This is a genomic window from Sporosarcina luteola (assembly GCF_023715535.1).
In the GTDB taxonomy this organism is placed as follows: Bacteria; Bacillota; Bacilli; order Bacillales_A; family Planococcaceae; genus Sporosarcina; species Sporosarcina luteola_B.
Genome location: NZ_JAMBOI010000001.1, coordinates 452,603 through 478,372 on the forward strand (window position 1 = coordinate 452,603; position 25,770 = coordinate 478,372).

A 25,770-nucleotide genomic window follows, 5' to 3' on the forward strand; every position below is an offset into this window, starting at 1 on the left:
CGCGTCTTCGTTTCTGTATATTTATTATTCTCCACGATGTAAAATTTCTTTGACCGCGTCTCGCACTTCATAAATGTTGAATGGTTTCGTAAAATATTTCTCTGCCCCGTTTTTAATTGCCTCTTCCGTCAGTTCGACTTCCCCGTAGGCTGTCATCATGATGACAGGAATCTGGGGCCAGTCTTTCTTCAGCCTTTTCAGCACTTCCACTCCGTCGATACCCGGCATTTTCATGTCCAGTAATACACAATCGGGTTCTTTCTCGGTAATCAATTGGAGAGCTTCAGCGCCATTTGCGGCCAACCTCGCTTCAAACCCCTCTTTTGTGAATACCTCATTTAATAAAAGTCGTATTCCGGCTTGATCATCGACGATTAGCAAACTCTTCAAAAGGCTCACCCCTTTTTTTTATTGACCCATTAGTTATCAATTTGACAAAAAATTTGAAAACCCTCTTTTTTTTAATTATTATTGTAAAATTGTTTTAATTCAAGAGACCGCACTGGAAAACTTGGTTTTATTCCCGGGAGAAAATATAATGGGTAACGAGGTGGTTGAGATGAAAATATTGACGACACAAATCGGCGGGCTCGTGCAGCGTGCCGGTTCAAATAATGAAGAGGCTGTCGAGGAGACGGCACGGCTGTTGGCCCAGGCGACGATCGGAGAAGGACGCGTCATTTTTGCCGGTTTCGATGAAATGGAAGCTGTCGGATTAAACGCGGTCTTTGCTGCGGAACCGTTCCAGGGTGCAGTCCGTTATGAAGAGGAGATGGAGATCCATTCTGCGGACAGGGTTTGGCTATTTGCCCGTTCAGCAACGGATGAACGAGCACTCCAGTTCGCGCGTGTGCTTGCGCAGAAATTCATTCCATTCGCGGTTGTTGCAGGCGAGAAGGCGACGGAGGACAATGAGCTGGCGGATTTGGCATATACGTATATGGCGACAGGCGTTGTGAGAGGGATTTTACCAGGCGAGGATATCGGCAGCCGGATCGTCCAGCCGAATTTGTTGGCCGCGCTCTTTTTGTATGAGGCGGTCAAGATGGCGTATGACGAGATGGTGAGTGAAGAGGATTAGGTGAGAGACACTTTATGAGCGCGTTGACGAGTTTCTTGAGCGCAAATCCGAAATCTTGAGCGCTTGCCAGGATTCTTGAGCGCATATCCGAATTCCTGAGCGCGTACCGAGATTCTTGAGCGCAAATCCTGATTCTTGAGCGCGTTGCCGAGATTCTTGAGCGCAAATCCGAATTCTTGAGCGCGTACCGAGATTCTTGAGCGCACATCCGGATTCTTGAGCGCGTTGCCGGGTTTCTTGAGCGCTTACCCGAAATCTTGAGCGCGTACCGAGATTCTTGAGCGCCTACTATTCATGTTAATCAAAATAAAAACAGAAACCATCATTTACAGATGGTTTCTGTTTTTTTAGTATCCACTATTACCCTTGATGCGTCAGCGCTGCGCGAATGAATTCGCGGATGAGCGGTGTTGGGCGGGTTGGACGTGATGCGAATTCTGGATGGAATTGAGTTCCGATGAAGAACGGGTGGTCCTTTAACTCAATGATTTCCACGAGATGGCCGTCCGGGCTTTCCCCCGCCACGATCATGCCGGCGTTTTCGAATTGCTCGCGATAGATATTGTTGAATTCGAAGCGGTGGCGGTGGCGTTCGTACACCAATTCGTCGTTATATGCTTCTTGTGCTTTCGTGCCTTCCTTCAATTTACAAGGATGCGCGCCTAGTCTCATACCGCCGGATGCCTGATCGATTTCTGCACTATCTTCGAAATCACGGTTGTTTTCGATGACTGCATTTTCCGTTTCGCTGTCGAATTCGACGGAATGTGCGTCTTTCATTCCAAGGACGTCTCGGGCGAATTCCACTGCTGCAAGCTGCATGCCAAGGCCGACGCCGAAGAACGGAACACCGTTTTCACGTGCATAGCTGATTGCTTCCATTTTGCCTTCGATGCCACGATCCCCGAAGCCGCCTGGAACGAAAATACCGTCCGCATCTTTCAAGACTTCCTCAGCGTTTTCCTTCGTCACCTCTTCGGAATTGATCCAATCGATCTCGATGTCCGTATCGAATTCGTAGCCCGCATGGCGGAATGCTTCCACTCCGGAAATATAAGCGTCTTGCAGCTCAACGTACTTACCGACAAGCGCAATTTTCACTTTCCGCGATAGATTCCTGACGCGGTTCACGAGCTCTTCAATTTCCGTCAAATCCGGTTCCTTCGTTTCGAGGCCGAGGAAATCGACGACGATCTTGTCCATGTTCTGCGCATGCAGTCGGATCGGAACTTCATATAATGTCTCTGCGTCAAGCGCTTCGATCACTTCTTCCGGCTTGATGTTGCAGAAGAGGGCGATTTTGTCCTTCATTTCCTGCGGGACCGGGTATTCGCTTCGGACGACGATCATGTTCGGCTGGATGCCGAGACCGCGCAATTCCTTTACACTATGTTGTGTCGGTTTCGTTTTCATTTCACCGGCAGCGTGCAAATACGGGATAAGCGTGTTGTGGATATACATGACGTCATTTTTACCAAGGTCCGTCTTCATTTGACGGAGCGCTTCAAGATACGGAAGTGATTCGATGTCACCTACGCTTCCGCCGATTTCGGTGATGACGACGTCTGCGTTCGTTTCTTGTCCTGCTCTTTTTATGAGGCTTTTGATTTCATTCGTAATATGAGGGATGACTTGGACCGTCGCCCCATTGTATTCGCCGCGGCGCTCTTTGCGCAGGACGGAGGAGTATACTTTCCCCATTGTGACATTGGAGTATTTATTCAATTTGATGTCGATGAACCGTTCATAGTGACCGATGTCAAGATCGGTTTCAGCACCGTCTTCCGTTACGAAAACTTCACCGTGCTGATATGGGCTCATCATACGTGGGTCCAGATTGATGTAAGGATCAAATTTTTGGTTTGTGACTTGCAGGCCTCTGCTCTTCAGAAGTCTGCCGAGGGATGCGGCATTGATTCCCTTTCCTAAAGATGAGACAACTCCGCCGGTTACAAAGATATATTTAGTCATCTATAGCTCCTCCTTTGTGTTAGGGGTTCGGTTTTGTATGCGAAAAACATCAAAAAACGCTCCACTGTAGTCTATCTACAAGAGGAGCGCTTATACACGGATTCATGTGTCCTTTTTCAAGGAGCCCAAATAGAAGCTTAAATCCTAAACCGTCCGAAGTCAAGTGGAAAGTATCAGAGAAGGTCCTCTTCTTCTTCGTCTTCCTCTTCTTCGTCTTCATCGTCAATTTCCAATTCTTCGTCGGGAACGATTTCGAGGCCTTCTTCATCATCAATCAAATCTTCTTCGATTTCGATGATTTCCTCTTCCTCTTCCTCTTCATCCAACTCTTCTTCGTCTTCATCGAGTTCGTCGAAGCCTTCTGCAAACAACTCGTCCTCGTCGATTTCTTCCTCTTCCTCGTCATCCTCGTCCTCATCGTCATACGCTTTTTTCTTTTTCTTCTTGCGTACTTTGACGACAGGAGCCGTTTCTTCCTCAATCTGATCGACAGGATACCATTCGCGCAATCCCCATTGGTTGTTGTTAATGGCAAGGAATCTTCCATCGATATTCATATCTGTGTAGAATTGGAGGAGCTTGTCCTTCATTTGCTTCTCCGACATTCCAGTCAATTCACGGATTTCAGTCATTAGCTGTTCAAGTGTCAATGCTTCCCGTCGTTCTGTCAATACCGCAAAAGCGATATCGATCATCGATTCTTCCTGCAATTCTTCTTTCGTCAATTCATGTAAATTCAAATTCATCGTACGCACGTCCTTTCTCTGAGCAAAAGCATACTTATCATTATATACAATGAAGTGCCTGTTATGCTACCATCTTCTACTCTTCTTAAAGCGTTGGAATTCTTTGACGCTGAGGAAGCCGAGATATAGGGCGGCGAGCAAGAAAGGAACAGCACCGTAACCTACACCGTATAAGGAAAAGATGAGGATGATGATCACTATGATAATCAATGCATGATGATACAGCTTCATCTCCTCACCTCTTTCCCTTTGTACTATTTATTATACGTGGAAGGAACAGGCAAAATCCACTGTTCGTAGTGATTTTTCGAAATGTTTTTACTGAATGTAATGCCGTTCAAAAAAGAACGCCCTCCTGCAAGAGCGTTCCCTTCCATTTCATTACATATTCCGGCGGTATTGGCCGCCCACTTCGTATAATGCGTTCGTAATTTGGCCTAGGCTAGCGACTTTGACCGTTTCCATCAGCTCTGCGAAGATGTTGCCGCCGGTCACAGCGACTTGCTGCAGTTTCCGCAACGCTTCTTGTGTTGCGTCGCCATGCTTCGATTGGAAGGCGCGCAAATTGGCGATCTGCGTCTCCTTCTCTTCCTTCGTTGCACGGGCGACTTCCATATTGTCGATGTCCTCTTCGGAAGGCGGATTCGGGTTCAAGTACGTGTTGACGCCGATGATCGGCAGTTCGCCCGAGTGCTTCTTCATTTCGTAAAGCATCGATTCTTCCTGGATTTTGCCCCGTTGATACTGCGTCTCCATCGAGCCGAGCACGCCGCCGCGGTCGTTCAGACGGTCGAATTCCTGGAGGACGGATTCTTCGACGAGGTCCGTCAGTTCTTCGATAATGAAAGATCCTTGAAGCGGGTTTTCATTTTTCGATAAACCATGTTCCTTCGTAATGATCATCTGGATCGCCATCGCGCGCCGCACCGATTCTTCCGTCGGTGTCGTGATCGCTTCGTCGTAGGCGTTCGTATGGAGCGAGTTGCAGTTGTCCTGCAATGCCATTAGCGCTTGCAGCGTCGTCCGGATGTCGTTGAAATCAATTTCCTGTGCATGCAAGCTTCGGCCGGATGTCTGCACGTGGTATTTCAGCTTCTGGCTCCGCTCGTTTGCGCCGTATTTCTCGCGCATCGCGACTGCCCAAATGCGACGAGCGACACGCCCGATGACCGTATACTCCGGATCGAGACCGTTCGAGAAGAAGAACGACAAGTTCGGAGCAAAATCATCGATGTTCATTCCACGGCTCAAATAATACTCAACGTATGTGAAGCCGTTCGCGAGTGTGAACGCGAGCTGCGAAATCGGATTGGCGCCCGCTTCCGCGATATGGTAGCCCGAAATCGAGACGGAGTAGTAGTTCCGGACTTTTTGGTCGATAAAATACTGCTGGATGTCGCCCATCATGCGAAGCGCGAATTCCGTCGAGAAGATGCACGTGTTCTGCCCTTGGTCTTCTTTCAGGATATCCGCTTGCACCGTTCCGCGGACGACTTGGAGCGTCGCGTTCCGGACTTCCGTGAATTCCTCGACCGTCAGCACGCGGCCCAGTTCTTCTTCCTTCAGCTTCACTTGCTGGTCAACCGCCGTGTTCATGAACATCGCGAGGATGATCGGCGCAGGACCGTTGATCGTCATCGACACGGACGTCGATGGCGCGCATAGGTCAAAGCCGTCGTACAGCTTCTTCATGTCTTCAAGCGTACAAATGCTGACGCCGGATTCCCCAACTTTCCCGTAGATGTCCGGGCGCTCATCGGGATCCTCACCGTAAAGCGTCACAGAGTCGAATGCCGTCGACAAACGTTTTGCATCGTCATCTTTCGACAGATAATGGAAGCGGCGGTTCGTCCGTTCCGGCGTTCCTTCCCCAGCGAATTGGCGTTTCGGATCTTCGCCTTCCCGTTTGAACGGGAAAACGCCTGCCGTGTATGGGAATGAACCCGGGACGTTCTCTTTGTACACCCAGCGTAGGATCTCGCCGTAGTCCTTGAATTTCGGCAACAACACTTTTGGAATCTTCAACCCTGACAAACTTGTCGTCGTGAGTAGCGTACGAAGCTCCTTATCGCGGATTTTCGTTATGAATTCGTCGCCTGCATATGATTCTTTCAACGTTTCCCAGTTGTTGAGAATCCGCTTTGATTCCGCGGAGAGCTCTTCACGTACACCGTTTGCCAGAGATTCCAGCGAAGCGGTAAGCGCGTTGTCAGGCGATTTTTCATTCACAGCCTCAATCGCGCCCTCAAGCTGGAATAAACGGCGGGCAAGATCGACTTGCTGCGCGGATTTCTTATGGTAGTCGCGGATCGTGCTCGCGATTTCACGTAAATAATGGATGCGGTCGGTCGGGATGATGACGTTCTGCTTTTGCGTCTTCACGAAATCGGTATAGGATGTCTCCCAGTCGAGACCACATTTTTCATTCAGCTTCGCAACGAGCGCAGCGAACAGCGAATTCGTCCCTTTGTCGTTGAATTGGCTCGCAATCGTGCCGTAGACAGGCATCGTGTCGAGGTCCTTATCGAACAGGAGATGGCTCCGTTGGTACTGCTTCTGCACTTGGCTGAGCGCGTCCTCGGATCCTTTCCGCTCGAATTTATTAATGACGATCAGGTCTGCGAAGTCGATCATGTCGATCTTCTCAAGCTGCGTCGGCGCACCGAATTCACTCGTCATGACGTACATCGATACGTCGGACACTTCCGTAATTTGAGCATCGCCCTGCCCGATTCCACTCGTCTCGACGATGATCAGATCGAAGCCAGCCGTTTTCACGACATCGAGCACGTCCTTGATAGCACCCGATAATTCGGAGCGCGATCCGCGTGTCGCGAGGCTTCGCATGAACACGCGCTTATTGAAGATTGCGTTCATCCGGATCCGGTCGCCAAGCAGCGCGCCGCCCGTCTTCTGCTTCGTCGGGTCGATGGACAGGATAGCGACTTTCTTATCCGGCAATTCGCGCAGGAACCGGCGGATCAGTTCATCCGTGAGCGAGCTCTTCCCCGCTCCCCCCGTACCGGTGATTCCGAGGACAGGAGTGTTTCTCGACAGTTCCCTAGCTTTTTCGATTAGTTTAATCGCGGCCGGGTTTTCCTTGTCATACATCTCCTCCGCGTACGTGATCAAGTTGGCAAGCACTTCCGGATTGTCCGTGCCCACTTTTTCAAGATTCCTCATCTCATCTTCCACTTCGGTAAGGAAATCGCATTCCTCCACCATCCGGTTGATCATCCCTTGCAGCCCCATCTTGCGGCCGTCTTCCGGCGAGAAGATCCAAGCGATGCCGTAATCATGCAATTCCTTAATTTCCTTCGGCAAAATAACCCCGCCGCCACCGCCATAAATCCGGATATGCGGAGCCCCTCGTTCTTGTAAAAGATCATGCATGTATTTGAAGTATTCGACATGCCCGCCCTGATACGAAGAAATGGCAATCCCTTGCACATCCTCCTGGATCGCAGCATTCACAACCTCCTCGACAGAACGGTTATGCCCAAGGTGGATCACTTCCGCCCCCGTCGACTGCAAAATACGGCGCATAATATTAATCGAAGCGTCATGCCCATCAAACAAACTCGACGCCGTCACAAAACGAACATGATGCCTCGGCTTATAAATATCCGGTTTAGAAACCTCAACAGTAGTAGTCATCCATCACACACCCCTTAAATTTCTTTATGGTTCTTTGCAGTGCCTCTTTTTTGGTGCCTGTGCAGCACACAATTCAGTTTATTAACTACAATTGTATAAAACAGAACTAACAAGGTGACTATAACGGTCATTTATGCGTCCTTCATTGTATGATTATACATTTAGGAGAATTGTCATAAATGTGTCGTGCACAGGCACCAACACAATTCAGTCTATTAACTACAATTGTATAAAGTAGAGACAGGAAACTGTTTGAATCAGTCTTCATGAGGTTTGAGCCTGTATTTTTATGCCCCTCTTTGAATTGTCATAAATGTGCCTTGCACAGGCACCGCTAAAAATCATTTGTTCCCTATGATTCCTTTGAATAGCTGGTCTGTTTGAACGCTGATGAATTGTTCGATGGTGTAGGTGTCGCGCAATGCCCATCTGCGGAAAGCCCACATTTGTCCTTGGACGACGACGTGATGCGCTGCCATGTCGACCTCTTCCTCACCGATGCGCAGTTCGCCTGAACGGACGCATGCCTGCAACAGGTTCTTGAATAAGGCGACCATTTCCATCTCTTTCTTCAGTACGTATTGAAGCGCGTCCTTCGGCAATGACTTCGATTCCTGGTACATGACGACGAATTCGTCCGACATATCGTCGATCAGGTGGAAATACGAGTCAATCGCCATCCGCATTCCTTCGACATTCCCTTCCTGATCCATCAATGTCGACAGGCGGCTCTGCACTTCATTGTAAATGCTGTCGCAGACGAGATAGAGGACGTCCTCTTTCGTCCGGATGTATTCATAAAGTGTGCCGATACTGAAGCCCGCCGCTTTGGCGATCTCCCTCGTCGTCGCCCGATGGAACCCCTTTTCCTTGAAGAGCTGGACCGCTCCATCGATGATCTGCTTGCGCCTCTTTTCAATCAGGCTTTCATCTTTTACCGACGATTTCACTTCGCGTTTCGCTTGCATAGTGCACCCCCGATTATTTTGTGAGCATGCGGGAGATGACGAGGCGCTGGATTTCCTGCGTTCCTTCGTAGATTTGCGTAATCTTCGCGTCGCGCATGAATCGCTCGACCGGATAGTCCTTCGTATAGCCATATCCGCCATACACTTGAACCGCTTCCGTCGTCACTTTCATCGCCGTATCCCCTGCCATCAGTTTCGCCATCGCGGATGCTTTTCCATACGGCAAGTTGTTTGATTCGAGCCAAGCAGCCTGGTATGTGAGCAAGCGGGAAGCTTCCGTCGCGGTCGCCATATCCGCCAGCTTGAAGCCTACACCTTGGTTCGCCGCAATCGGCTTGCCGAACTGGACGCGCTCCTTCGCATATTCGACCGACGCGTCAAGCGCGCCTTGCGCAATACCGACCGCTTGCGCAGCAATCCCGTTCCGGCCGCCATCCAGTGTCTTCATCGCGATAATAAACCCTTCGCCTTCCGCGCCTAACATGTTCTCCTTCGGCACACGGCAGTTGTCAAACATGATTTCCGTAGTTGGAGATGAACGGATGCCGAGTTTCTTCTCTTTCTTCCCGACCGAGAAGCCCGGGAAGTCCTTCTCGACGATGAATGCGCTCGTACCTTTATGCTTCGATTCCGGATCCGTCACTGCGAACACAATGTAGATGTCCGCAATACCGCCGTTTGTAATGAAAATCTTCGAGCCGTTCAGAACATAGTCGTCGCCATCAAGCTTCGCAGTCGTGCGCATGCCGCCAGCATCGGATCCCGAGCCCGGCTCGGTCAAGCCGTACGCGCCGATTTTCGTTCCTTCCGCCATCGGACGAAGATACTTCTGCTTCTGCTCCTCCGTGCCGAATTTGTATACCGGCCATCCAGCGAGAGAAGTATGAGCGGACAAAGTAACACCTGTGGATGCGCAGACGCGTGACAATTCTTCAACAGCGATGCAATACGCCAGATAGTCGCTGCCGATGCCGCCGTATTCCTCCGGCCAAGGAATCCCCGTCAATCCGAGTTCCGCCATCTTATTCCAAATATCCATATCAAAGCGCTCTTCCTCATCACGCTCCGCAGCGGTCGGCGCAACATCCTTCTCCGCAAAATCACGCACCATTTTCCGAATCATCTCATGCTCTTCCGATAATCTAAAATCCATGTCAACTTCCTCCTCAGGAATCCTGTACGGTGCCTGTGCACCATACAATTCAGTTTATTAACTACAATTGTATTATTTTGAAATGCAATCACTGTTGTAACAACCTTCCACAGCTTTGCATGCGAATTTTTATTCACTTAGTTGAATTGTCATAAATGCACCACGCACAGGCACCCACACAATTCTCACACAATTCACTTGGTGAGGTGTTTGTTGATGACGATGCGTTGGATTTCGCTTGTGCCTTCGTAGATTTGGGTCACTTTGGCGTCGCGGAAGAAGCGCTCGACCGGGTAGTCTTCGGTGTAGCCGTAGCCGCCGAAGATTTGGACGGCTTCGATTGCGTTGTCCATTGCGGTTTGCGATGCGAACAGTTTCGCCATCGATGCTTCTTTGCCGCATGGTTTGCCTTCCGCGCGAAGCTGAGCTGCACGGTAGACAAGCAGCCTTGCCGCTTCGGAAGCTGTCGCCATATCGGCTAGTTTGAAGCCGACACCTTGGTTTGCCGCGATCGGCTTCCCGAATTGTACACGTTCTTTTGCATACGCAGTTGCCGCTTCGAGTGCCGCTTCGCCGATACCAAGTGCCTGCGCTGCGATGCCGATCCTGCCGACATCAAGGTTTGCCATTGCTATTTTGAAGCCTTCCCCTTCTTCGCCAAGGCGGTTTTCCGCGGGCACTTTCATATCTTCAAAAGTGAGCTGAACCGTTCGCGATCCATGAAGACCCATCTTTTCCTCATCTTTTCCGATGATGAGCCCCGGCGTGTCTTTATCGACGATGAAGCCCGTAATGCCGTACGTCCCTTGCGACGGATCGGTCGATGCGAAAACGATATAGACGTCCGCTTCCCCGCCGTTCGTAATGAACATCTTTGAACCGTTCAGTACGTAATGATCGCCTTTGTTTACGGCTTTCGTCTTCAGCGAGCCAGCGTCTGAACCTGCGCCAGCTTCCGTGAGGCAGAACGCGCCCAAATATTCGCCCGATGCCATTTTCGGTAAATAGCGGCTTTTCTGCTCTTCGTTCCCGAAATACATGATCGGGTTCGTGCCGACCGATGTGTGCACGGAGAGGATGACGCCCATGACCGCGCTCACTTTCGACAGCTCGTGAATGGCGATGATATAGGAAACGAAGTCCATCTCCGAACCGCCATATTTCTCAGGGACGGTGATGCCCATCAGGCCGAGCTCGCCCATTTTCGCAAGGATTTCACGCGGAAACTCCCCCGCCTCCATCCGTGGAATGAACGGCTCAATTTCCGACTTCGCAAAGTCCCTCACCATCGTGCGCATCATCTGCTGTTCTTCGGTGAATGTTAAATTCATTGGAATTAACTCCTTTATTAATGAAATTCCTTTTTTTGCGGAAGCCAGTTCATGAATTAATATCAATCCAATCCATGGAGTTATCTATTGAATATGGATAGTTATCTATTGAATCCGGTTTTTTATCTATCGAATATGGTGAGTTATCTATTGAATACGGAAAGTTATCACCATTTCATGACCTTCGAACTAGCGCAATTAAGCAAGATTAATATTCATAGAACCCGCGGCCGGATTTCTTCCCGAGCCAGCCAGCATTGACATATTTCCGAAGTAATGGGCAAGGACGGTACTTCGAGTCGCCGAAGCCTTCGTGGAGCGTTTCCATGATATAAAGACATGTGTCGAGTCCGATGAAGTCCGCCAATTGAAGCGGCCCCATCGGGTGGTTCATGCCTAGCTTCATCACTTCGTCGATCGCTTCCTTCGATGCGACGCCTTCGTACAGCGTGTAGATCGCTTCGTTGATCATCGGCATGAGGACGCGGTTTGCGACGAATCCAGGGAAGTCATTCACTTCGACCGGCGTCTTCGCCAGTTTGTTCGTCATGTCCTCGACCGCTTGATACACTTCGTCTGAAGTCGCAAGTCCGCGGATGATTTCGACGAGTTTCATGACGGGTACCGGGTTCATGAAGTGCATGCCGATGACATTTTCCGGACGGTTTGTCGCCGCCGCGATTTCCGTGATCGGAAGGGATGATGTATTTGTCGCCAGGATTGCATGTTGCGGCGCGATGCCATCCAGTTTCGCGAAGATCGATTTCTTGATCTCCATGTTTTCAACAGCCGCTTCGATGACGATATCGACGTCATTCGCATCCTGCAGATCGAGCGACTTCGTAATACGCCCGAGGACTGCCGTTTTTTCATCTTCCGTCATGCGGCCTTTTTCGACGCCGCGGGAAAGGTTTTTCGTAATAACCGCAAGCCCTTTCGCATAGGACTCCTCTTTAATATCGTTCAACTTCACGTCGAAGCCCGCCTGCGCACACACTTGGGCGATGCCGCCGCCCATCTGCCCCGCTCCGATGACCATCACTTTTTTGATTTCCATAATGAAGTACCTCCGTCTCCGTCAACTAAGATTTGCACTTGCAAACACGCATAAATTCTCTCAAACACGCATAAAACCTTTTAAATCAGCATTAATCGATGAAACTCCGCATAAATCGCTAAATTCGCGCATAAACGGCCGCAACGGCGCATAAACCCACATCTAGCCGCCTATCATTCTTTCCCAACTTCAATCATAATTGCGTCGCCTTGCCCGCCGCCTGAACAGATCGCTGCAATGCCGATGCCGCCGCCGCGCCGTTTCAGTTCATACGCAAGCGTCAGAATGATCCGTGCCCCGCTTGCGCCGATCGGATGTCCGAGTGCGACTGCTCCGCCGTTGACGTTCACTTTTTCAGGGTCGAGCCCAGCGATTTGTGAGCTTGCAAGTGCCACTGCCGCGAAAGCCTCGTTTATTTCAAATAAATCAATGTCCTTCAATCCTTTGCCGGTCTTCTTCAATAACTCATTGATTACTAAGCCCGGTGTCTGCGGGAAGTTCTCCGGCTCGATGGCGACTTCGGCGTGACCGAGAATCACTGCGAGAGGACGCTTCCATTCCTTCAATGCACGCTCTTCATTCATGAGCACAAGCGCGCACGCACCGTCATTGACGCCCGGCGCATTCCCTGCCGTAATCGTGCCGTCATTGCCGAATGCAGGCCGCAATTTCGTAAGCGATTCAAGCGATGTATCACGTCGCGGCGCTTCGTCCGTATCGACTACGACCGGATCGCCTTTCCGCTGAGGGATTTCCACTGCTACAATTTCCTCAGCAAATTTCCCTTCGTCAATCGCGGCATTCGCCCGCTCGTGGCTGCGCAGCGACCATTCGTCCTGCATTTCACGTGTCAATGAAAACTCGCCGGCCGTTTTATTCCCGTACGTACCCATATGGACGCGGTCCGGTGAAAATGAACAGGACAGGCCGTCGTAAATCATGCCGTCCACTAATGGCGCATCGCCCATCTTCAAGCCGAATCGCCCTTTCGGCAAATAGTACGGCGCGTTCGACATCGATTCCATGCCGCCCGCTACGATGACTTCTTCATCTCCGAGTCTAATAAGCTGGTCGCCGAGCGTGACGCTCCGCATGCCGGATGCGCATACTTTATTGACCGTTTCGGTTTTCACGGACCATGGAAGTCCCGCCTTCACCGCCGCCTGCCTTGAGGGAATCTTCCCCTGTCCCGCCTGCAGCACCGTCCCGATGATCACTTCATCGACTTCTTCTTCCTTCACACCCGACCGCTTCAACGCTTCCTTAATGGCGACTGCACCTAGATCGCTTGCCGTTTTTGTGGATAAAGCACCGCCAAACCTGCCAAACGGTGTACGTGCTCCGTCCAAAATGACTGTTCTGCCCATTCCCTTCTCCTCCACTCCATATGATAACGTTTTCATTTCACATAAAGAGCGACGACTGAACGCTCGCTCGGTAACTATTCGAAAAAAAAGGGAGTACACAGACTCCCCTTTTTCACAGGAGCTCATCCGCTCCTAATTTTCTTAATTATATCGTTCTTTCTAAACTCTCGCAATATACTTATTGCATAATCGGTTCTTCTTCCTCGACGACAGCCGGTTGGAAGTCCCCTCCGAAGATGGATCGCTCAAGCAGTTCCGCAATGTCGTACGTGCTCACTTTGTCTTCCACTTCGATCGCTTTCGTTCCGTCCGAAAGCATCGTCAAGCAGTATGGACATCCGGAAGAAATGATGCCCGGGCTCACTTCCATCGCCTGTTCCGTACGCGCAACGTTGACGCGGTGGCCGGTATCCTCTTCCATCCACATGAGTCCGCCGCCCGCTCCACAGCACATGCCGTCCTGGCGGTTTCGCTTCATTTCGACGAGATTGACGCCTGGAATCGCCTTCAGGATTTCACGAGGTGGATCATACACATCGTTGTATCTGCCGAGGTAGCACGAATCATGGAACGTGATCGTTTCATTGATTTCATGGACCGGCTTCAACTTCCCTTGCATGACAAGGTCGTACAGCATTTCGGTATGGTGGACGACTTCCGCCATGAAACCGAAATCCGGATATTCGTTCTTGAAAATATTATATGCATGCGGATCGATTGTGACGATCTTCTTCACGCCCGCTTTTTCAAATTCATCGATATTGGAAGTTGCGAGTTCCTGGAATAAAAACTCATTCCCTAGACGGCGCGGCGTGTCGCCGGAGTTCTTCTCTTTATTCCCAAGAATCGCGAACTTGATGCCCGCTTCATTCATCAGATGCGCGAAAGCAAGCGCGATCTTTTGCGAACGGTTGTCGAACGCGCCCATCGAGCCAACCCAGAAGAGGTATTCGAACTCTTCGTCCGCCTTTTTCAATTCCTTTACAGTCGGAATGTGAAGATCCGGACGGGCATCACGCCAGTTCTCCTTCTCTTTCCGGTTAAGTCCCCACGGATTCCCTTGGCGTTCGATATTCGTCATCGCACGCTGTGCATCCGCGTCCATCTTCCCTTCCGTCATAACGAGATAACGGCGAAGGTCGATGATTTTGTCGACGTGTTCGTTCATGACCGGACATTGGTCTTCACAGTTCCGGCAAGTTGTGCACGCCCAAATTTCCTCTTCGGTAATGACATCGCCGATAAGGGATGGGTTGTAAATATCGTCCATCGTCGCGCCTTCCAATCCGGCAGCAAGCGCGATTTGATTCCCCTTCGTATTTCCGAATGCAAATGTCGGCACCCACGGCTGTTTCTTCGTAACGAGAGCGCCTGTATTCGTCAGGTTATCACGCAGTTTTGTAATCAAATCCATCGGGGACAGCATTTTGCCCGTCCCAGTAGCCGGACACATATTTGTACAGCGTCCACATTCGACGCACGCGTAGAAGTCTATCATCTGTTTCTGTGTGAAGTCGGTGATCTTGCCAACTCCAAGCGCAGGCATATCATCTTCGTCTTCCGCTTCTTCAAGCGCTTCGAAATCGATTGGCGCAAGCTTGCCCCGGCGATCAAATCGCATCATATACGTGTTCACAGGACCTGCAATCAAGTGTGCGTGCTTCGATTGCGGCACATAGACAAGGAATGTGAGCAATGTCAGCAAGTGGATCCACCAGGCGATGAAGAACACGACCGCAGCAGCTGCCGGGCTCATGAAGCTGAAAACGCTTGCAATTGCAGATGCCATAGGCTCTGTCCAAGTTGTTTCATGCCCTTGCCAAATCATGTTCATGCCGTTCGATACAAGTGTCGACACCATGAGCGTACCGATGAAAATGAGGACGAGCCCCGATTTCCAGCCGCGCTTCAAGCGGACGAGCTTTTCAACATAACGGCGTTGGAACGCCCAGACGACCGCCACTAGAATGACAGCTACGACGATTTCCTGGAAGAACGTGAACCCTCCGTAAATCGGTCCGAACGGTAAATGCGAGCCAGGCTTCAGCCCTTTCCAAATGAGGTCGATTGCCCCGAATTGGACGAGCAGGAATCCATAGAAGAACATGACGTGGATGATTCCACTTTTCTTATCCTTCAATAGCTTTTTCTGCCCGAAAACATTCACCCAAACTTCTTTCAGACGGCGCGAAACATTGCTATCGAACTCTTCCTTCCGCCCAAGCTGTATGAATTGGATTCGCGTCCTGATCAAATAGGTGAACAATGCGAGCGCATATGCCACAACCACCAGGAAGAGGATCCAGTTGACTATCAGTAAAGCATCCATCTCTAACTCTCTCCTTCCTTATCGGAACGTTATGAATAGTGTAGTAGAAAATAAGTATTGTGTCGATGATCTATTTCATAGTTTAAGTTATGAATGAGCATTCAGTCAATGAATAATTTTATTTAGGGATAATTTTTAGATCATTTAGAATGGAGGTTTTGGCGGTTCTGGAGCCGTTTTGAGCGCGGATGGCGGAGTTATGAGCGTTAAAACGAGTTCTTGAGCGCAGACCTAGGATTTATGAGCGCAGGTCGGGGGTTTTTGAGCGCGGGAACAGATTTTTGAGCGTTGGAGTATATGCTTTGGACGCGAGGGCACGCACTTTGGTAATAAATTCTTTGATCCAGAATATATTTTACAATATTCATGGTAGTATTTATTTATGGAAAATAAAGGAGTGTGGAAATGAAGACGGACACTATTGTCAAAAACACTTTGTCGATTATCGGCTTTCCTTTCAAATTGACAAATATGCTTATCAATCAAAAAAGGAAGGTTAAAGAAATAGGAGAATTGGTTGAAGTAAACAGCAGGAAAATACATACGATTGTATCCGGAAACAACGACTCAAAACCTACTGTCATACTTGATGCTGGATTAAGTTCCTGCTCGTTTGACTGGTGCTACATTCAGCCGGAAATAGCCAAGTTTGCCCGGGTTCTTTCTTTCGATCGGGCAGGTTACGGTTGGAGCTCCCCTTCAAAAGGTACGAACACTAGTGAAGATGTCGTAGATGACTTAACACTCGTATTAGAGAAACTGGATATCAAACCACCCTATATTCTCGTTGGACATTCATTCGGTGGATTAAACATGAGGCTATTTGCAAGTAAGTATCCCGAAAAAGTGGTGGCGTTAATTTTGATTGACGCAGTCCATGAGAATAGGTATTTAAGCAAGGAATGGGATGATGTACGTAAGAAAGGCCACCAGAAAAACTTGAATTTATTTAGATTGGGGTATATCACTTCCGGGGTCGGGCTTCCTAGATTGTTAAAGCAGCCAGTCGGCAGAAGATATTTACCGGAACCTTTTCAAAAGCCAATCTCCTATATAGGTTATCATCCCAAATCATTCGAAGCAGTTTATAAAGAATTCCTGCACAGCGAGCAATCTGCAATGCAAGTTACCAGCTCCAAACCTTTGTACCAGAACTTGTCTATAAGGATACTAAGCTCCAACAACAGTGATCCGACTTGGATTGAGCACCAACAACTCCTATGCAATTTGTCAAATAACACGAGGCAGATCAAAACAGATAATGGTCATTCTATTCACTTGGAAAATCCAGATCTCGTAATTCACACCATTCAAGAACTATGTGAAGAAGTCGAACTCTCGATATAAAAACAGCCTCCGGTCATCTTTCATTCCGGAAGCTGTTGGTTTCATTTACTTTATAAAGAGGTCCGCTTAACAACTGGCGGGCTTTTTCGATGTCATCCACATTAATGCCGATGAGCACTGATGTCGAAGGACCCGCCGAAGCTCGAATATCTATATCGGCTTCAATCTCAATCTGCAAATTCCCTGTCAGCCTTCTATATTCCGCAAGAATTCCTCCAGATCCGACCGGCCAGATTTTCCGAATCAATCCGCTGGCCATCGCCTCTTTAATTAACCGAAGTGAAGCGATTTCTTCACGCTTATCAAGCACTTCATTCCCGACGAGCGGTGTGCCGTAAACGTACCATTCCAGCTCGCCAACTTCCGGAACGAGCCCCTGTTTGCCGATCATCGTAACCGCGACGGCTGATTGCATGAGCTCCATATTCGTTTCCGTGCTGCCCGTGATTGACGGCAACTCCAGGTTTGATTCCCGGAAAACTTCCTCCACACCTGCCACGTATGCATTCCAGCTATCCGGACCGGTGAAGTTATGAATGAGGACGGAAACCGGATCCGCAAGCGCCGCCCACTGCTCGAGCAATGCGACGCGTGCCGCAAAATAGGCTGTCACCTGATCTGGGACTGCGACAACATCATGCGCCTTCTCCCCGATGCCGCCCGAGTTATCCGTCGTGACGACGAACCCATCGCCAAGCGCGATCGCATTCCTCATCGAACGACTCCGAATCTGCCATCAGCAGCTTTCGCCAGCACCGGCATTACGACCGCCGCCACTACTGCGTTCACAGCCGTTGCTATTAGAATCGCCGGCACCGCTCCGACAAAGAACGCAGGGGAAACAAGGAAATAAAATGGCAGCGGCGCAAGCAACCCGTTCGCAACCACGAAGAAAATCCATTTCCCGGCATGCCTTCCCGCCTTATGTAGACGCGCAAAAACATAAAGGATGATCATCATTTCAATCGCGATAAGGATATGGAACGGACCGAGCGGAAAACCCGCGTACATGGCGGACGCGAGATGGCCCGTCATCGAAGCGATTCCTACAAAGATTGGCGGCAAAAATGAAGCCGCCAGCAACGCCGGTACCGTATCGAGTGCCAGGGAGCCGACGCCGGACGGGATCTTTATGAACCCGCCCACCGCGCAAAGAGCCGCGAATAAAGCAGTCAACGTCATTGTTCTAACATTCATTTGTCAGTCCTCTTTCTTTTTATCCGTCCGGAACACTTTCGCACTGCGCACGTATTCATTATCCGGAACGCCTAGGCGCGCATTGACGATGCGTGCTGCGACGAAAAGATAGTCCGATAGGCGGTTCAAGTATTTTTGCACTGTTGCCGGCACATCTTCCTCCGCCTTCATCAGCGTCACCGTCAATCGTTCCGCGCGGCGCGTTACCGTACGCGCGATATGCAACGTCGCAGCAGCAGGCGATCCGCCCGGCAAAATGAATTTCTCAAGCGGCGGCGCTTCTTCCATCAAGTCGTCGATCCGCTTTTCCAGCACTTCAATCGGCTCTTCGGACAATTTATAATGGCGCTCTTTCATGACATTGGCCAAATCCCCGCCGCCATCGAATAATTCGTTCTGAATAGCTTCCAAATCCACAAGCAGGTCCGCGAACTTATCACCTTCAAGCTCCGTCATTGCCTTGCCTATGAACGAATTCAATTCATCCATCGACCCGTATGCTTCAACGCGGAGGCTGTCCTTGTCGACCCGCCCTCCGATCAGGCTTGTTTTTCCTGTATCCCCGGTTTTCGTGTAGATTTTCATATAATTTCTCCCCTTTTCTTCAATGTTTGTGCAAGTCCATACCAAATCCTCGTTACTTCATCCGCTTCCGCAATCAATCGCTGATACAATCTGCCGCATGCATCGCGAAGTCTTCGCTGTTTCGCGTCCATCGGAACGATTCCCCGTCCGATGTCGGTCAGGATGAATATGACGTCCTTGCCTTCGATTTCATTCAGAATCAATTCCACTGCATCGGCTTCCGGCAGTGGCGTCTGCGCTAGCCAATGCTCGATACGGTCAACTACGACCTTACTTCCGGACGGGATCTCCAATTCTCCGGCGGAACAATCCACCCAAAGATGCGGAACATCAGTGAGCAGCCTTTTCACATAGTCCCTTTTCCCGTTATGGGAACCTCCGATAATGACGTGCATCGTCCGCCCTCCTTCATTTCGTTGTGATTGCTCCATTCAAGCCTCCACACCGACCCATGCGGAATTTGCCATGACCAGAAATCCCGCGGCTCCGGCGAAAATCGGGTGAGCGCGATGCGGATCGGTCCGCCATGCGTGACAGCAACGGCGCCATTCGGCAATGAAACCAATGCTTCCAGCACACGCTTCTCCACGTCCGCTAAACTTTCCCCGCCACGCGGTCTAAACGAATACGGATCATCAATCCAACTCCGGTAGTCCTTATCCTTTTCGAGCTCCGCATACGTTTTCCCTTCAAACTCGCCGAAATGGCATTCACGCAATCTTGCATCCGCTACATAGTTTGCATCGGGCATCAAAAGCGCCCCAGTTTGCATCGCCCTTACGAGATCACTCCCATAGATGACCCCATCCGCAGGAACGATAGATGTCCGAACCGGTTCCTCCACCGGCACAATCGGATCATCTGTCCACCCGATATATTTACGTTCGAGGTTTCCCGCAGTCCGCAAATGCCGTATCAAATACAAATGATGATGGCTAGCCATAACAACACCTCCGTCCCTTCGATGAACGCCCCGCATAAATCACCCGAGACGCCGCCGAAATGCTTCAATGACCAAGTTCTAAACAGGATTGCCGAGCCACACAAAACACCTAGGAGCACGACTGGCACGAGGATGGAATGAAGGACAATGCCAAGCACTGCGGCCATGGCAACCGCCATAATAACCGACCCTATCATTAACTTTCCTACCGACAGCTTCCCTTTGAAGAAATGGGCGATGCCTTTCTCCTTCGCAAGGCGCGTTGTTGAAAAGTAGACGTTCATGCCTGCCCTGGCTAGAAACGGGACGGCAATGAATAGCGGGAGCAATTCGACATTGCGATGAATCAACTCTTCAACTAAAGCGATTTTCACAACAATCAACAAAATGAGCGACATCGCTCCGAACGCGCCGATACGCGGGTCATCCAATATTTCAAGCCGCTTAACACGATCGCGATACGAAAAAAACGCATCACCCGTGTCCGCAAATCCATCCATATGGAGGCCGCCTGTCAATGCAATGCCAGCCACTACGACAAAAACCGCCGCAAGCAGCGAGCCCGTGCCGATGATGTCCACGAACAACACCGCAACGCTGTACATTGCGAGCCCGATAAGCCCCCCGACAAACGGCAGCGAGATATACATCCCCGTCACGTCTTTCCGTTCCATCGGCAGCTCTTTGCGGATCGGGATAGAGGTGAAAAACTGAACCGCCAACATAAATCCGTTCATTAGTCCACCTGCCCCGCGATGACCGACAGGACGAACGGCCAATCGAGATGCGCCTTTACATGTGCGGCCCAAGCGTCGTACACATCCGTTCCGGCGGGCGCCTCGTACATCGGTCGATCCATGTCCTCCTCTTCAATCCCGTGATTCATCTTATGCGGAATGACCCCGACGACGCGAATGCCCGTGTAGGATTCGATAAAGTCGATACCTTCCTGAAATAAAGCAGCGTCTCCGTGGAATTTATTAATGATGATCCCTTTCACGCGCGCCCGGTGTTCAGGCGCCAGCAATTGTAGGGTGCCAACAATCGAAGCAATCGCGCCGCCACGGTCGATATCCGCGACGAGCAGCACAGGCACATTCGCCATGTCTGCCACACGCATATTGACAATTTCCCTATCGTTCAAATTCACTTCCGCAGGACTTCCTGCGCCTTCGATAACGAGGACGTCAAACGATTCCGAGAGCCGATTGAGCGAAGTCTTGATTGCTTGTAAACCGCGGTCGAAAAACTGCTTTCGATATTCCATCCCGTCCACCGCTTCGAACGTCTCCCCGAAAAACCGTACATCGGATTTCATATTGCCTAACGGCTTCAACAAAATCGGGTTCATGTCGATAACCGGCTTCGTCCGTGCGGCTTCCGCCTGCAAAAACTGCGCCCGGCTCATTTCTTCGCCATCTTCAGTCCTGGCGGAAAATCGCGACATATTCTGCGATTTGAATGGGGCGACCCGCATCCCTTCATCCGAAAGCAGCCTGCAAAGCGCCGTGCAGATCATCGTCTTGCCGACATCCGACGCCGTTCCCATCACCATGATCCCTTTCATCGCACAGCCACCCGCCCTTCCTTTTTCCAATAAAGCGGCAGCCCGCAATCCATCTCGATCGCGTCGTCCGCCAGTTTGACGATATGTTGATGGAGCTGTCCAATCCATTCGCTGTACTTCCGTGTCTCTTCATAGGTTGAAGCCGGCTCGTCCAGCACTTCGTTGGAAACGATGATGAAATGCGCTGCTTTTTCCCGGATGGCGGCGACTGTTTCAAAGAGCCGCGCCGCCTTCTTTTCCATGCACCCTGTTATGTGGATGCAGTATGTACTGTTCTGTTCCATGTATAGTTCATTCGCAAGCCACGTCGTTAGACAATCCCAGAGGACGAAATCGTTTGGTTGAATGAACGTTTGTGCGTTGTCGAGCTCAGTCGGCTGTTCAAGCGTCAGCCAATTTTCGTTCACGCGGTCCAATTTATGCTTTTCGATCCGTTGTCGCATTTCCTCATCGACCGCGCGACCGGATGCGATGTAGACGAGTCTGCCTTCAGCGGCGGCAGCCCCCTCGACGAGCAGCTTTTCTGCATATGCGCTCTTCCCGCTTCGGACGCCGCCGCTGATTAAGGTCAGTTTTCCTCCCATGAAATCGACCACCTTTCCTTACTTCCGTCAGTTTTGAGTGTGGATACGGTTTCTTGAGCGCTTTCCCACTGTTCATGAGCGCGGATATGGTTTCTTGAACGCAATTCCACTGATCATGAGCGCGGATTCGGTTTCTTGAGCACGATTCCACTGTTCATGGGCGCAACTACAGTTTCTTGAGCACGATTCCACTGTTCTTGAGCGCGGATATGGTTTCTTGAACGCAATTCCACTGATCATGAGCGCGGATTCGGTTTCTTGAGCGCGGTTCCACTGTTTATGAGCGCAGATTCGGTTTCTTGAGCGCGGTTCCACTGTTCATGAGCGCGGATTCGGTTTCTTGAGCGCTTTCCCACTGTTCATGAGCGCGGATCCGGTTTCTTGAGCGCGCCTGCAAGTTCCCTCCGCAGTTCTTCCATTTCCGCACTGCTTTTCATGCCGATCCGCAGCCAGCGTCCGTCCATTCCGCGGAAGTTTTCGGAATGGCGGAGGACGATGCCTTTCGCGAGCATATCGGTATACAGCTTTCCGGCATCTTCCGGTTTGAAAGATAGGAAGTTTGCTTCCGATTCGGTCACCGTACATCCGAGCTCTCTCAGAAACGCCGACATTTTCTCACGTTCCTCTGCGGCATGGCGAATCGCTGTCTCACGGTACACATCCTCGTCGAGGCAAACCGCCCCGATTGCGGCCGCCAGCCCGTTGACATTCCAATGCGGTGCCATCGATTTTAAAGCCGCTATGACCTCCGGATGCGCAACTGCATACCCGAGGCGGATGCCCGGGATCGCGTACATCTTCGTCATCGACCGGACTACGATGACATGCGGGAAATGTTTCAGTTCGGCAATGAACGATCTTCTTTCATCAACGAAATCGATGAAAGCCTCATCGAGAACCACTTCACAGCCCGCCTCCCCCGCATTCCGGATAAGCGTCAGTAGATCTTCACGATCCGGCAAAACACCCGTCGGATTGTTCGGCGTACAAAGGTACAAAGCATCTGACCGTAAGACCGATTCCAAAATCGCCTCGATCGGCAGCTTGAAGCCGTCCACTTCAGAAGCAAAGATTCGTTCAATCTCCACTCCCTTCGCCTTCAACGTCGCTTCGTATTCCGAAAACGTCGGGTGGACGACGATCGCCCGCTTCCCCCGGTACCGTTCTGCAATGAGCGACAATATTTCCGCCGCACCGTTGCCGGCGAACACCGATGCCTTTGGAACCCCATGATACTCCGCCGTCCTTGACAGGAAAGGCTCGCCGGATGGGTCCGGATAGGCGTGTAATCGCGTCACAAATTCCGGCCACAACTCGATAACAGCCCGCGGAGGTCCCGCCGGATTGCAGTTTTCACTGAAATCCAGTATCCGCGAGGGCGGCGTCATACCGAGCTTTTCATAGACGTGCCGTGGGTTCGCCCCGTGTTCAGGCAATTGCATAAAAAATCACTCCAATGATCGTCATTAGCATCCAGAAGGCGAAAGACACCGCGTGCATTTGCCGGATGGCCGATTTGATGTGCGCCGCTTGCAACGGCTTTAGTCCGGGGCCGATTTCCGGTCGTTCGGAAACGGTTCCCCTGTATGTACTTTTCCCGCCCAGTTTCACGCCGAGCTGCCAAGCAGACGCAGCCTCGAGGTAGCCGCTGTTTGGGCTCGGGTGATTCCTAGCGTCCTTGCTCCAGCCGACAAACCGTTTCCGGAAAGGAATTTCCCCTTCATTCGAAGTGAAAATGAGGATGAAGAAACCCGTTATCCTAGCGGGAATGAAATTCAACACGTCATCAGCCCGCGCTGAAAACTTGCCGAATTCACGGTAGCGGTCATCTTTATAGCCAATCATCGAATCGAGCGTGTTGACGGCTTTGTACATCCATAACCCGGGAGCGCCGAAGAGGAATGCCCAGAACATCGGAGACGTAATGCCGTCTGCTGTATTTTCCGATACCGTTTCGATCGCGCCGCGGGCGATTTCGCTTTCTTGCAACTTGAGGGTGTCGCGGCCGACGATCCATGACAGTTTTGTCCTAGCTTCCTCAAGATCGCCGGCTTCAAGTGGATTGTAGACGTCTAGGGCAGCGTCCCGCAAGCTTTTCTGGGCGAGTCCGATTGCAACGAGAACCGCTTCGACGGCAATCCCGGCAGCAATATGTAGTTCGTAGGCTGACCAGACGATCACAAGCATAATCGCCGTAACAGCGAACACGACAAAGAACATCATTCCCGCGCCTTTCAGTACGCGGGCGCGCCCTTTGTTCAGGACCGCGGTGAGCTTCGAGATGGATGTGCCGATCCAGCGTATAGGATGCGGCCAGTTCGGGGGATCCCCGATGACGCGGTCGAGGACGAACCCGATCGCGATTGCAACAAAATGGGCTTGCATGTTCAATCCTCCGATTTCAGTATATGGTCTTGCGAAATCAGGTCCATCCTTTCGCTTTTTTATACGCACGGATCGCACGGACGGTGCAGTCGTAGACGCCGTGGCCGATCAGTTTTCCAAGTGGGGTGATCGGGCCTGCGTACGGCAGATTCTCGCCTTCCTGCGTCGCTGCGACGAGGAGGCTGTCGGTCGATGTCCCCGTTGCAATTGTGCCGGTGAGCGGATCTTTGACGTTTTCGGTTTGGAGCGCTTTCGTTTTCGCCTCGGTTGCGGTGATCATCGCCTGGATGAACGCCTCTTCGGGCAGCTGGCCGTTGACGATGACCCATGTGTTGATCGTGCCGACTTTTTGCTCACGGTCGAGTGCTTGGGAGACATCGACAGCATTGCTGACGCCCGCTGTCACCATGACGAGGACGGTGCCGAAATCGCCTTCGTATTCGCCGATTTCCGCGTGCTCGGTCGTGACGGCGGTCATCATCCCGACGGTGTCCGCTATCGGGTAACCGTGCTGTTCGAGGTAGGCGGACATTTCCGCTTTGACGTCGTCGCAGTTGTAGTTTTCGTCGACGTGGCGGTTGACGAATGCGCGGTACCAGCCGAGCCCGGCGTTTACGACGGCGGATGAGACGGTTTTCAATGGTTGGTTGACCTGGAATGAAACGCGTTCGGCCGAGACAGTGAAGTGCTCTTTATTGACATTGAACGGTTCGCTTTCCTCCGTTTTCTCCGGCAGAAGCGTCATTTGCGGCTTCGGCAGTTCGGGATGCGGCTGCGTTTTGACTCGCGCGTTATACACTTTGCCGATCATCGTTTCCCTGATGACGTCTTGCGGCTCGCCGATTATGGCAATCTCCCCTTTTTCCATGAGGAGCAGCCGGTCGCAGTAAAGCGAGGCGAGGTTGACGTCATGGAAGACTGAGATGACCGTGACGCCTTTTTCGATGGCATGATTGCGGATCGTGTCGAGCAGTTGCTGCTGGTGGGCGATGTCTAGATGGTTCGTCGGTTCGTCGAGCAGGAGGATCGGTGCCTCTTGCGCGAGCGCCTGTGCGACGAATACCCGCTGCTGTTCGCCGCCTGACAGCAGTTCGATCGCCGTGTCTTTGTAGCGGGTGATGCCCGTGTAGTCTAGCGCCTCGGTCACCGCCCGCTCGTCTTCATCGGACCAGGACGAAAAAAGCCCGGACTGGTGCGGATACCTGCCGAGCGCGACGGTGTCTTTCACGGTATGCGAAAAGGCGTGCGCATGGAGCTGTGGAAGGACGGCAACTTTCTTCGCGAATTGCTTTTGGGAATAAACCGCGGCGTCCTGTCCGTCGATGTTGACGGCTCCTTCTTGCTTCGGCAAGATGCCTGAAATGATTTTCAGCAGCGTTGATTTCCCGCTGCCGTTCGGTCCGAGGATGCCGAGGATTTCCCCTTTATTCACACGGAATGAGATGTTTTTGACGATCGGCTCTTTGCCGTATCCCCCCGCGAGGTTGTCGACTTGCAGCATG

The 25,770-nt window shown here is 51.1% G+C and carries 24 protein-coding genes; 2 read left to right on the top strand and 22 right to left on the bottom strand.

Annotation, left to right across the window (positions count from 1 at the left end; genetic code table 11):
- Window positions 1-24 precede the first annotated feature (24 nt).
- Window positions 25-390: a response regulator gene (locus M3191_RS01970; protein ID WP_285846872.1), complete on the bottom strand. Its 366-nt coding sequence runs from the start codon at window positions 388-390 to the stop codon at window positions 25-27.
- Between the two features lie 148 nt (window positions 391-538).
- Between M3191_RS01970 and M3191_RS01975 the strand changes: the two genes are divergently transcribed.
- Entirely contained in the window at window positions 539-1,081 is a 543-nt protein-coding gene (locus tag M3191_RS01975) for a DUF2529 family protein (RefSeq protein ID WP_251697768.1), read from the top strand.
- A gap of 360 nt (window positions 1,082-1,441) precedes the next feature.
- Here the strand turns inward: M3191_RS01975 and M3191_RS01980 are convergent, their stop codons facing one another.
- The 10 genes from M3191_RS01980 to M3191_RS02025 form a co-directional block, all read right to left on the bottom strand.
- On the bottom strand, window positions 1,442-3,052 hold the full coding sequence (locus tag M3191_RS01980) for a CTP synthase (protein ID WP_251697769.1): 1,611 nt from the start codon (window positions 3,050-3,052) through the stop codon (window positions 1,442-1,444).
- Between the two features lie 173 nt (window positions 3,053-3,225).
- Entirely contained in the window at window positions 3,226-3,798 is a 573-nt protein-coding gene (rpoE, locus tag M3191_RS01985) for a DNA-directed RNA polymerase subunit delta (RefSeq protein WP_353056494.1), read from the bottom strand.
- A gap of 66 nt (window positions 3,799-3,864) precedes the next feature.
- The gene (locus M3191_RS01990) at window positions 3,865-4,029 is read right to left on the bottom strand and encodes a hypothetical protein (RefSeq protein ID WP_251626387.1); all 165 of its coding nucleotides are present in this window, start codon (window positions 4,027-4,029) and stop codon (window positions 3,865-3,867) included.
- Between the two features lie 150 nt (window positions 4,030-4,179).
- Window positions 4,180-7,455 (bottom strand): fused isobutyryl-CoA mutase/GTPase IcmF, encoded by a 3,276-nt coding sequence (icmF, locus tag M3191_RS01995; protein ID WP_251697770.1) that lies wholly within the window; start codon window positions 7,453-7,455, stop codon window positions 4,180-4,182.
- 341 nt (window positions 7,456-7,796) lie between these two features.
- On the bottom strand, window positions 7,797-8,423 hold the full coding sequence (locus M3191_RS02000) for a TetR/AcrR family transcriptional regulator (protein WP_251697771.1): 627 nt from the start codon (window positions 8,421-8,423) through the stop codon (window positions 7,797-7,799).
- A gap of 13 nt (window positions 8,424-8,436) precedes the next feature.
- On the bottom strand, window positions 8,437-9,576 hold the full coding sequence (locus M3191_RS02005) for an acyl-CoA dehydrogenase (protein WP_251697772.1): 1,140 nt from the start codon (window positions 9,574-9,576) through the stop codon (window positions 8,437-8,439).
- A gap of 194 nt (window positions 9,577-9,770) precedes the next feature.
- Complete coding sequence (locus M3191_RS02010) at window positions 9,771-10,907, bottom strand: acyl-CoA dehydrogenase (protein ID WP_251697773.1); 1,137 nt, start codon at window positions 10,905-10,907, stop codon at window positions 9,771-9,773.
- Window positions 10,908-11,115: 208 nt separating this feature from the next.
- Window positions 11,116-11,964 (bottom strand): 3-hydroxybutyryl-CoA dehydrogenase, encoded by an 849-nt coding sequence (locus M3191_RS02015; protein ID WP_251697774.1) that lies wholly within the window; start codon window positions 11,962-11,964, stop codon window positions 11,116-11,118.
- Window positions 11,965-12,137: 173 nt separating this feature from the next.
- Window positions 12,138-13,331, bottom strand: a complete 1,194-nt coding sequence (locus tag M3191_RS02020; RefSeq protein WP_251697775.1) for an acetyl-CoA C-acetyltransferase — start codon at window positions 13,329-13,331, stop codon at window positions 12,138-12,140.
- A gap of 178 nt (window positions 13,332-13,509) precedes the next feature.
- Window positions 13,510-15,660, bottom strand: a complete 2,151-nt coding sequence (locus M3191_RS02025; RefSeq protein WP_251697776.1) for a (Fe-S)-binding protein — start codon at window positions 15,658-15,660, stop codon at window positions 13,510-13,512.
- A 405-nt stretch (window positions 15,661-16,065) separates the two neighbouring features.
- On the opposite strand from M3191_RS02025, the gene M3191_RS02030 reads away from it, so the two are divergent.
- A complete protein-coding gene (locus tag M3191_RS02030) occupies window positions 16,066-17,007 on the top strand; it encodes an alpha/beta hydrolase (protein ID WP_251697777.1) in 942 nt (313 codons plus the stop codon).
- Window positions 17,008-17,020: 13 nt separating this feature from the next.
- Here the strand turns inward: M3191_RS02030 and M3191_RS02035 are convergent, their stop codons facing one another.
- The 11 genes from M3191_RS02035 to M3191_RS02085 all read right to left on the bottom strand — a co-directional run bounded on the left by M3191_RS02035 (window position 17,021) and on the right by M3191_RS02085 (window position 25,769).
- The gene (locus tag M3191_RS02035) at window positions 17,021-17,722 is read right to left on the bottom strand and encodes a hypothetical protein (RefSeq protein ID WP_251697778.1); all 702 of its coding nucleotides are present in this window, start codon (window positions 17,720-17,722) and stop codon (window positions 17,021-17,023) included.
- Window positions 17,719-18,204 (bottom strand): ECF transporter S component, encoded by a 486-nt coding sequence (locus M3191_RS02040; RefSeq protein ID WP_251697779.1) that lies wholly within the window; start codon window positions 18,202-18,204, stop codon window positions 17,719-17,721. The genes M3191_RS02035 and M3191_RS02040 overlap by 4 nt, the downstream gene beginning before the upstream one ends.
- Window positions 18,205-18,207: 3 nt before the next feature.
- Window positions 18,208-18,789 (bottom strand): cob(I)yrinic acid a,c-diamide adenosyltransferase, encoded by a 582-nt coding sequence (locus M3191_RS02045; protein WP_251697780.1) that lies wholly within the window; start codon window positions 18,787-18,789, stop codon window positions 18,208-18,210.
- Complete coding sequence (locus M3191_RS02050) at window positions 18,786-19,184, bottom strand: bifunctional adenosylcobinamide kinase/adenosylcobinamide-phosphate guanylyltransferase (protein WP_251697781.1); 399 nt, start codon at window positions 19,182-19,184, stop codon at window positions 18,786-18,788. Before M3191_RS02050 ends, M3191_RS02045 begins: the two co-directional genes overlap by 4 nt.
- Window positions 19,136-19,732 (bottom strand): histidine phosphatase family protein, encoded by a 597-nt coding sequence (locus tag M3191_RS02055; RefSeq protein WP_251697782.1) that lies wholly within the window; start codon window positions 19,730-19,732, stop codon window positions 19,136-19,138. The genes M3191_RS02050 and M3191_RS02055 overlap by 49 nt, the downstream gene beginning before the upstream one ends.
- Entirely contained in the window at window positions 19,705-20,469 is a 765-nt protein-coding gene (gene cobS, locus M3191_RS02060; RefSeq protein ID WP_251697783.1) for an adenosylcobinamide-GDP ribazoletransferase, read from the bottom strand. The genes M3191_RS02055 and cobS overlap by 28 nt, the downstream gene beginning before the upstream one ends.
- Entirely contained in the window at window positions 20,469-21,407 is a 939-nt protein-coding gene (locus M3191_RS02065) for a cobyric acid synthase (protein WP_353056495.1), read from the bottom strand. The genes cobS and M3191_RS02065 overlap by 1 nt, the downstream gene beginning before the upstream one ends.
- The gene (locus M3191_RS02070) at window positions 21,296-21,883 is read right to left on the bottom strand and encodes a bifunctional adenosylcobinamide kinase/adenosylcobinamide-phosphate guanylyltransferase (protein WP_251697784.1); all 588 of its coding nucleotides are present in this window, start codon (window positions 21,881-21,883) and stop codon (window positions 21,296-21,298) included. Before M3191_RS02070 ends, M3191_RS02065 begins: the two co-directional genes overlap by 112 nt.
- A 359-nt stretch (window positions 21,884-22,242) precedes the next feature.
- A complete protein-coding gene (gene cobD, locus M3191_RS02075) occupies window positions 22,243-23,325 on the bottom strand; it encodes a threonine-phosphate decarboxylase CobD (RefSeq protein WP_251697785.1) in 1,083 nt (360 codons plus the stop codon).
- Window positions 23,312-24,268, bottom strand: a complete 957-nt coding sequence (gene cbiB / locus M3191_RS02080) for an adenosylcobinamide-phosphate synthase CbiB (RefSeq protein ID WP_251697786.1) — start codon at window positions 24,266-24,268, stop codon at window positions 23,312-23,314. Before cbiB ends, cobD begins: the two co-directional genes overlap by 14 nt.
- A gap of 37 nt (window positions 24,269-24,305) precedes the next feature.
- The gene (locus tag M3191_RS02085; protein WP_251697787.1) at window positions 24,306-25,769 is read right to left on the bottom strand and encodes an adenosylcobinamide amidohydrolase; all 1,464 of its coding nucleotides are present in this window, start codon (window positions 25,767-25,769) and stop codon (window positions 24,306-24,308) included.
- Window position 25,770: the final 1 nt, after the last annotated feature.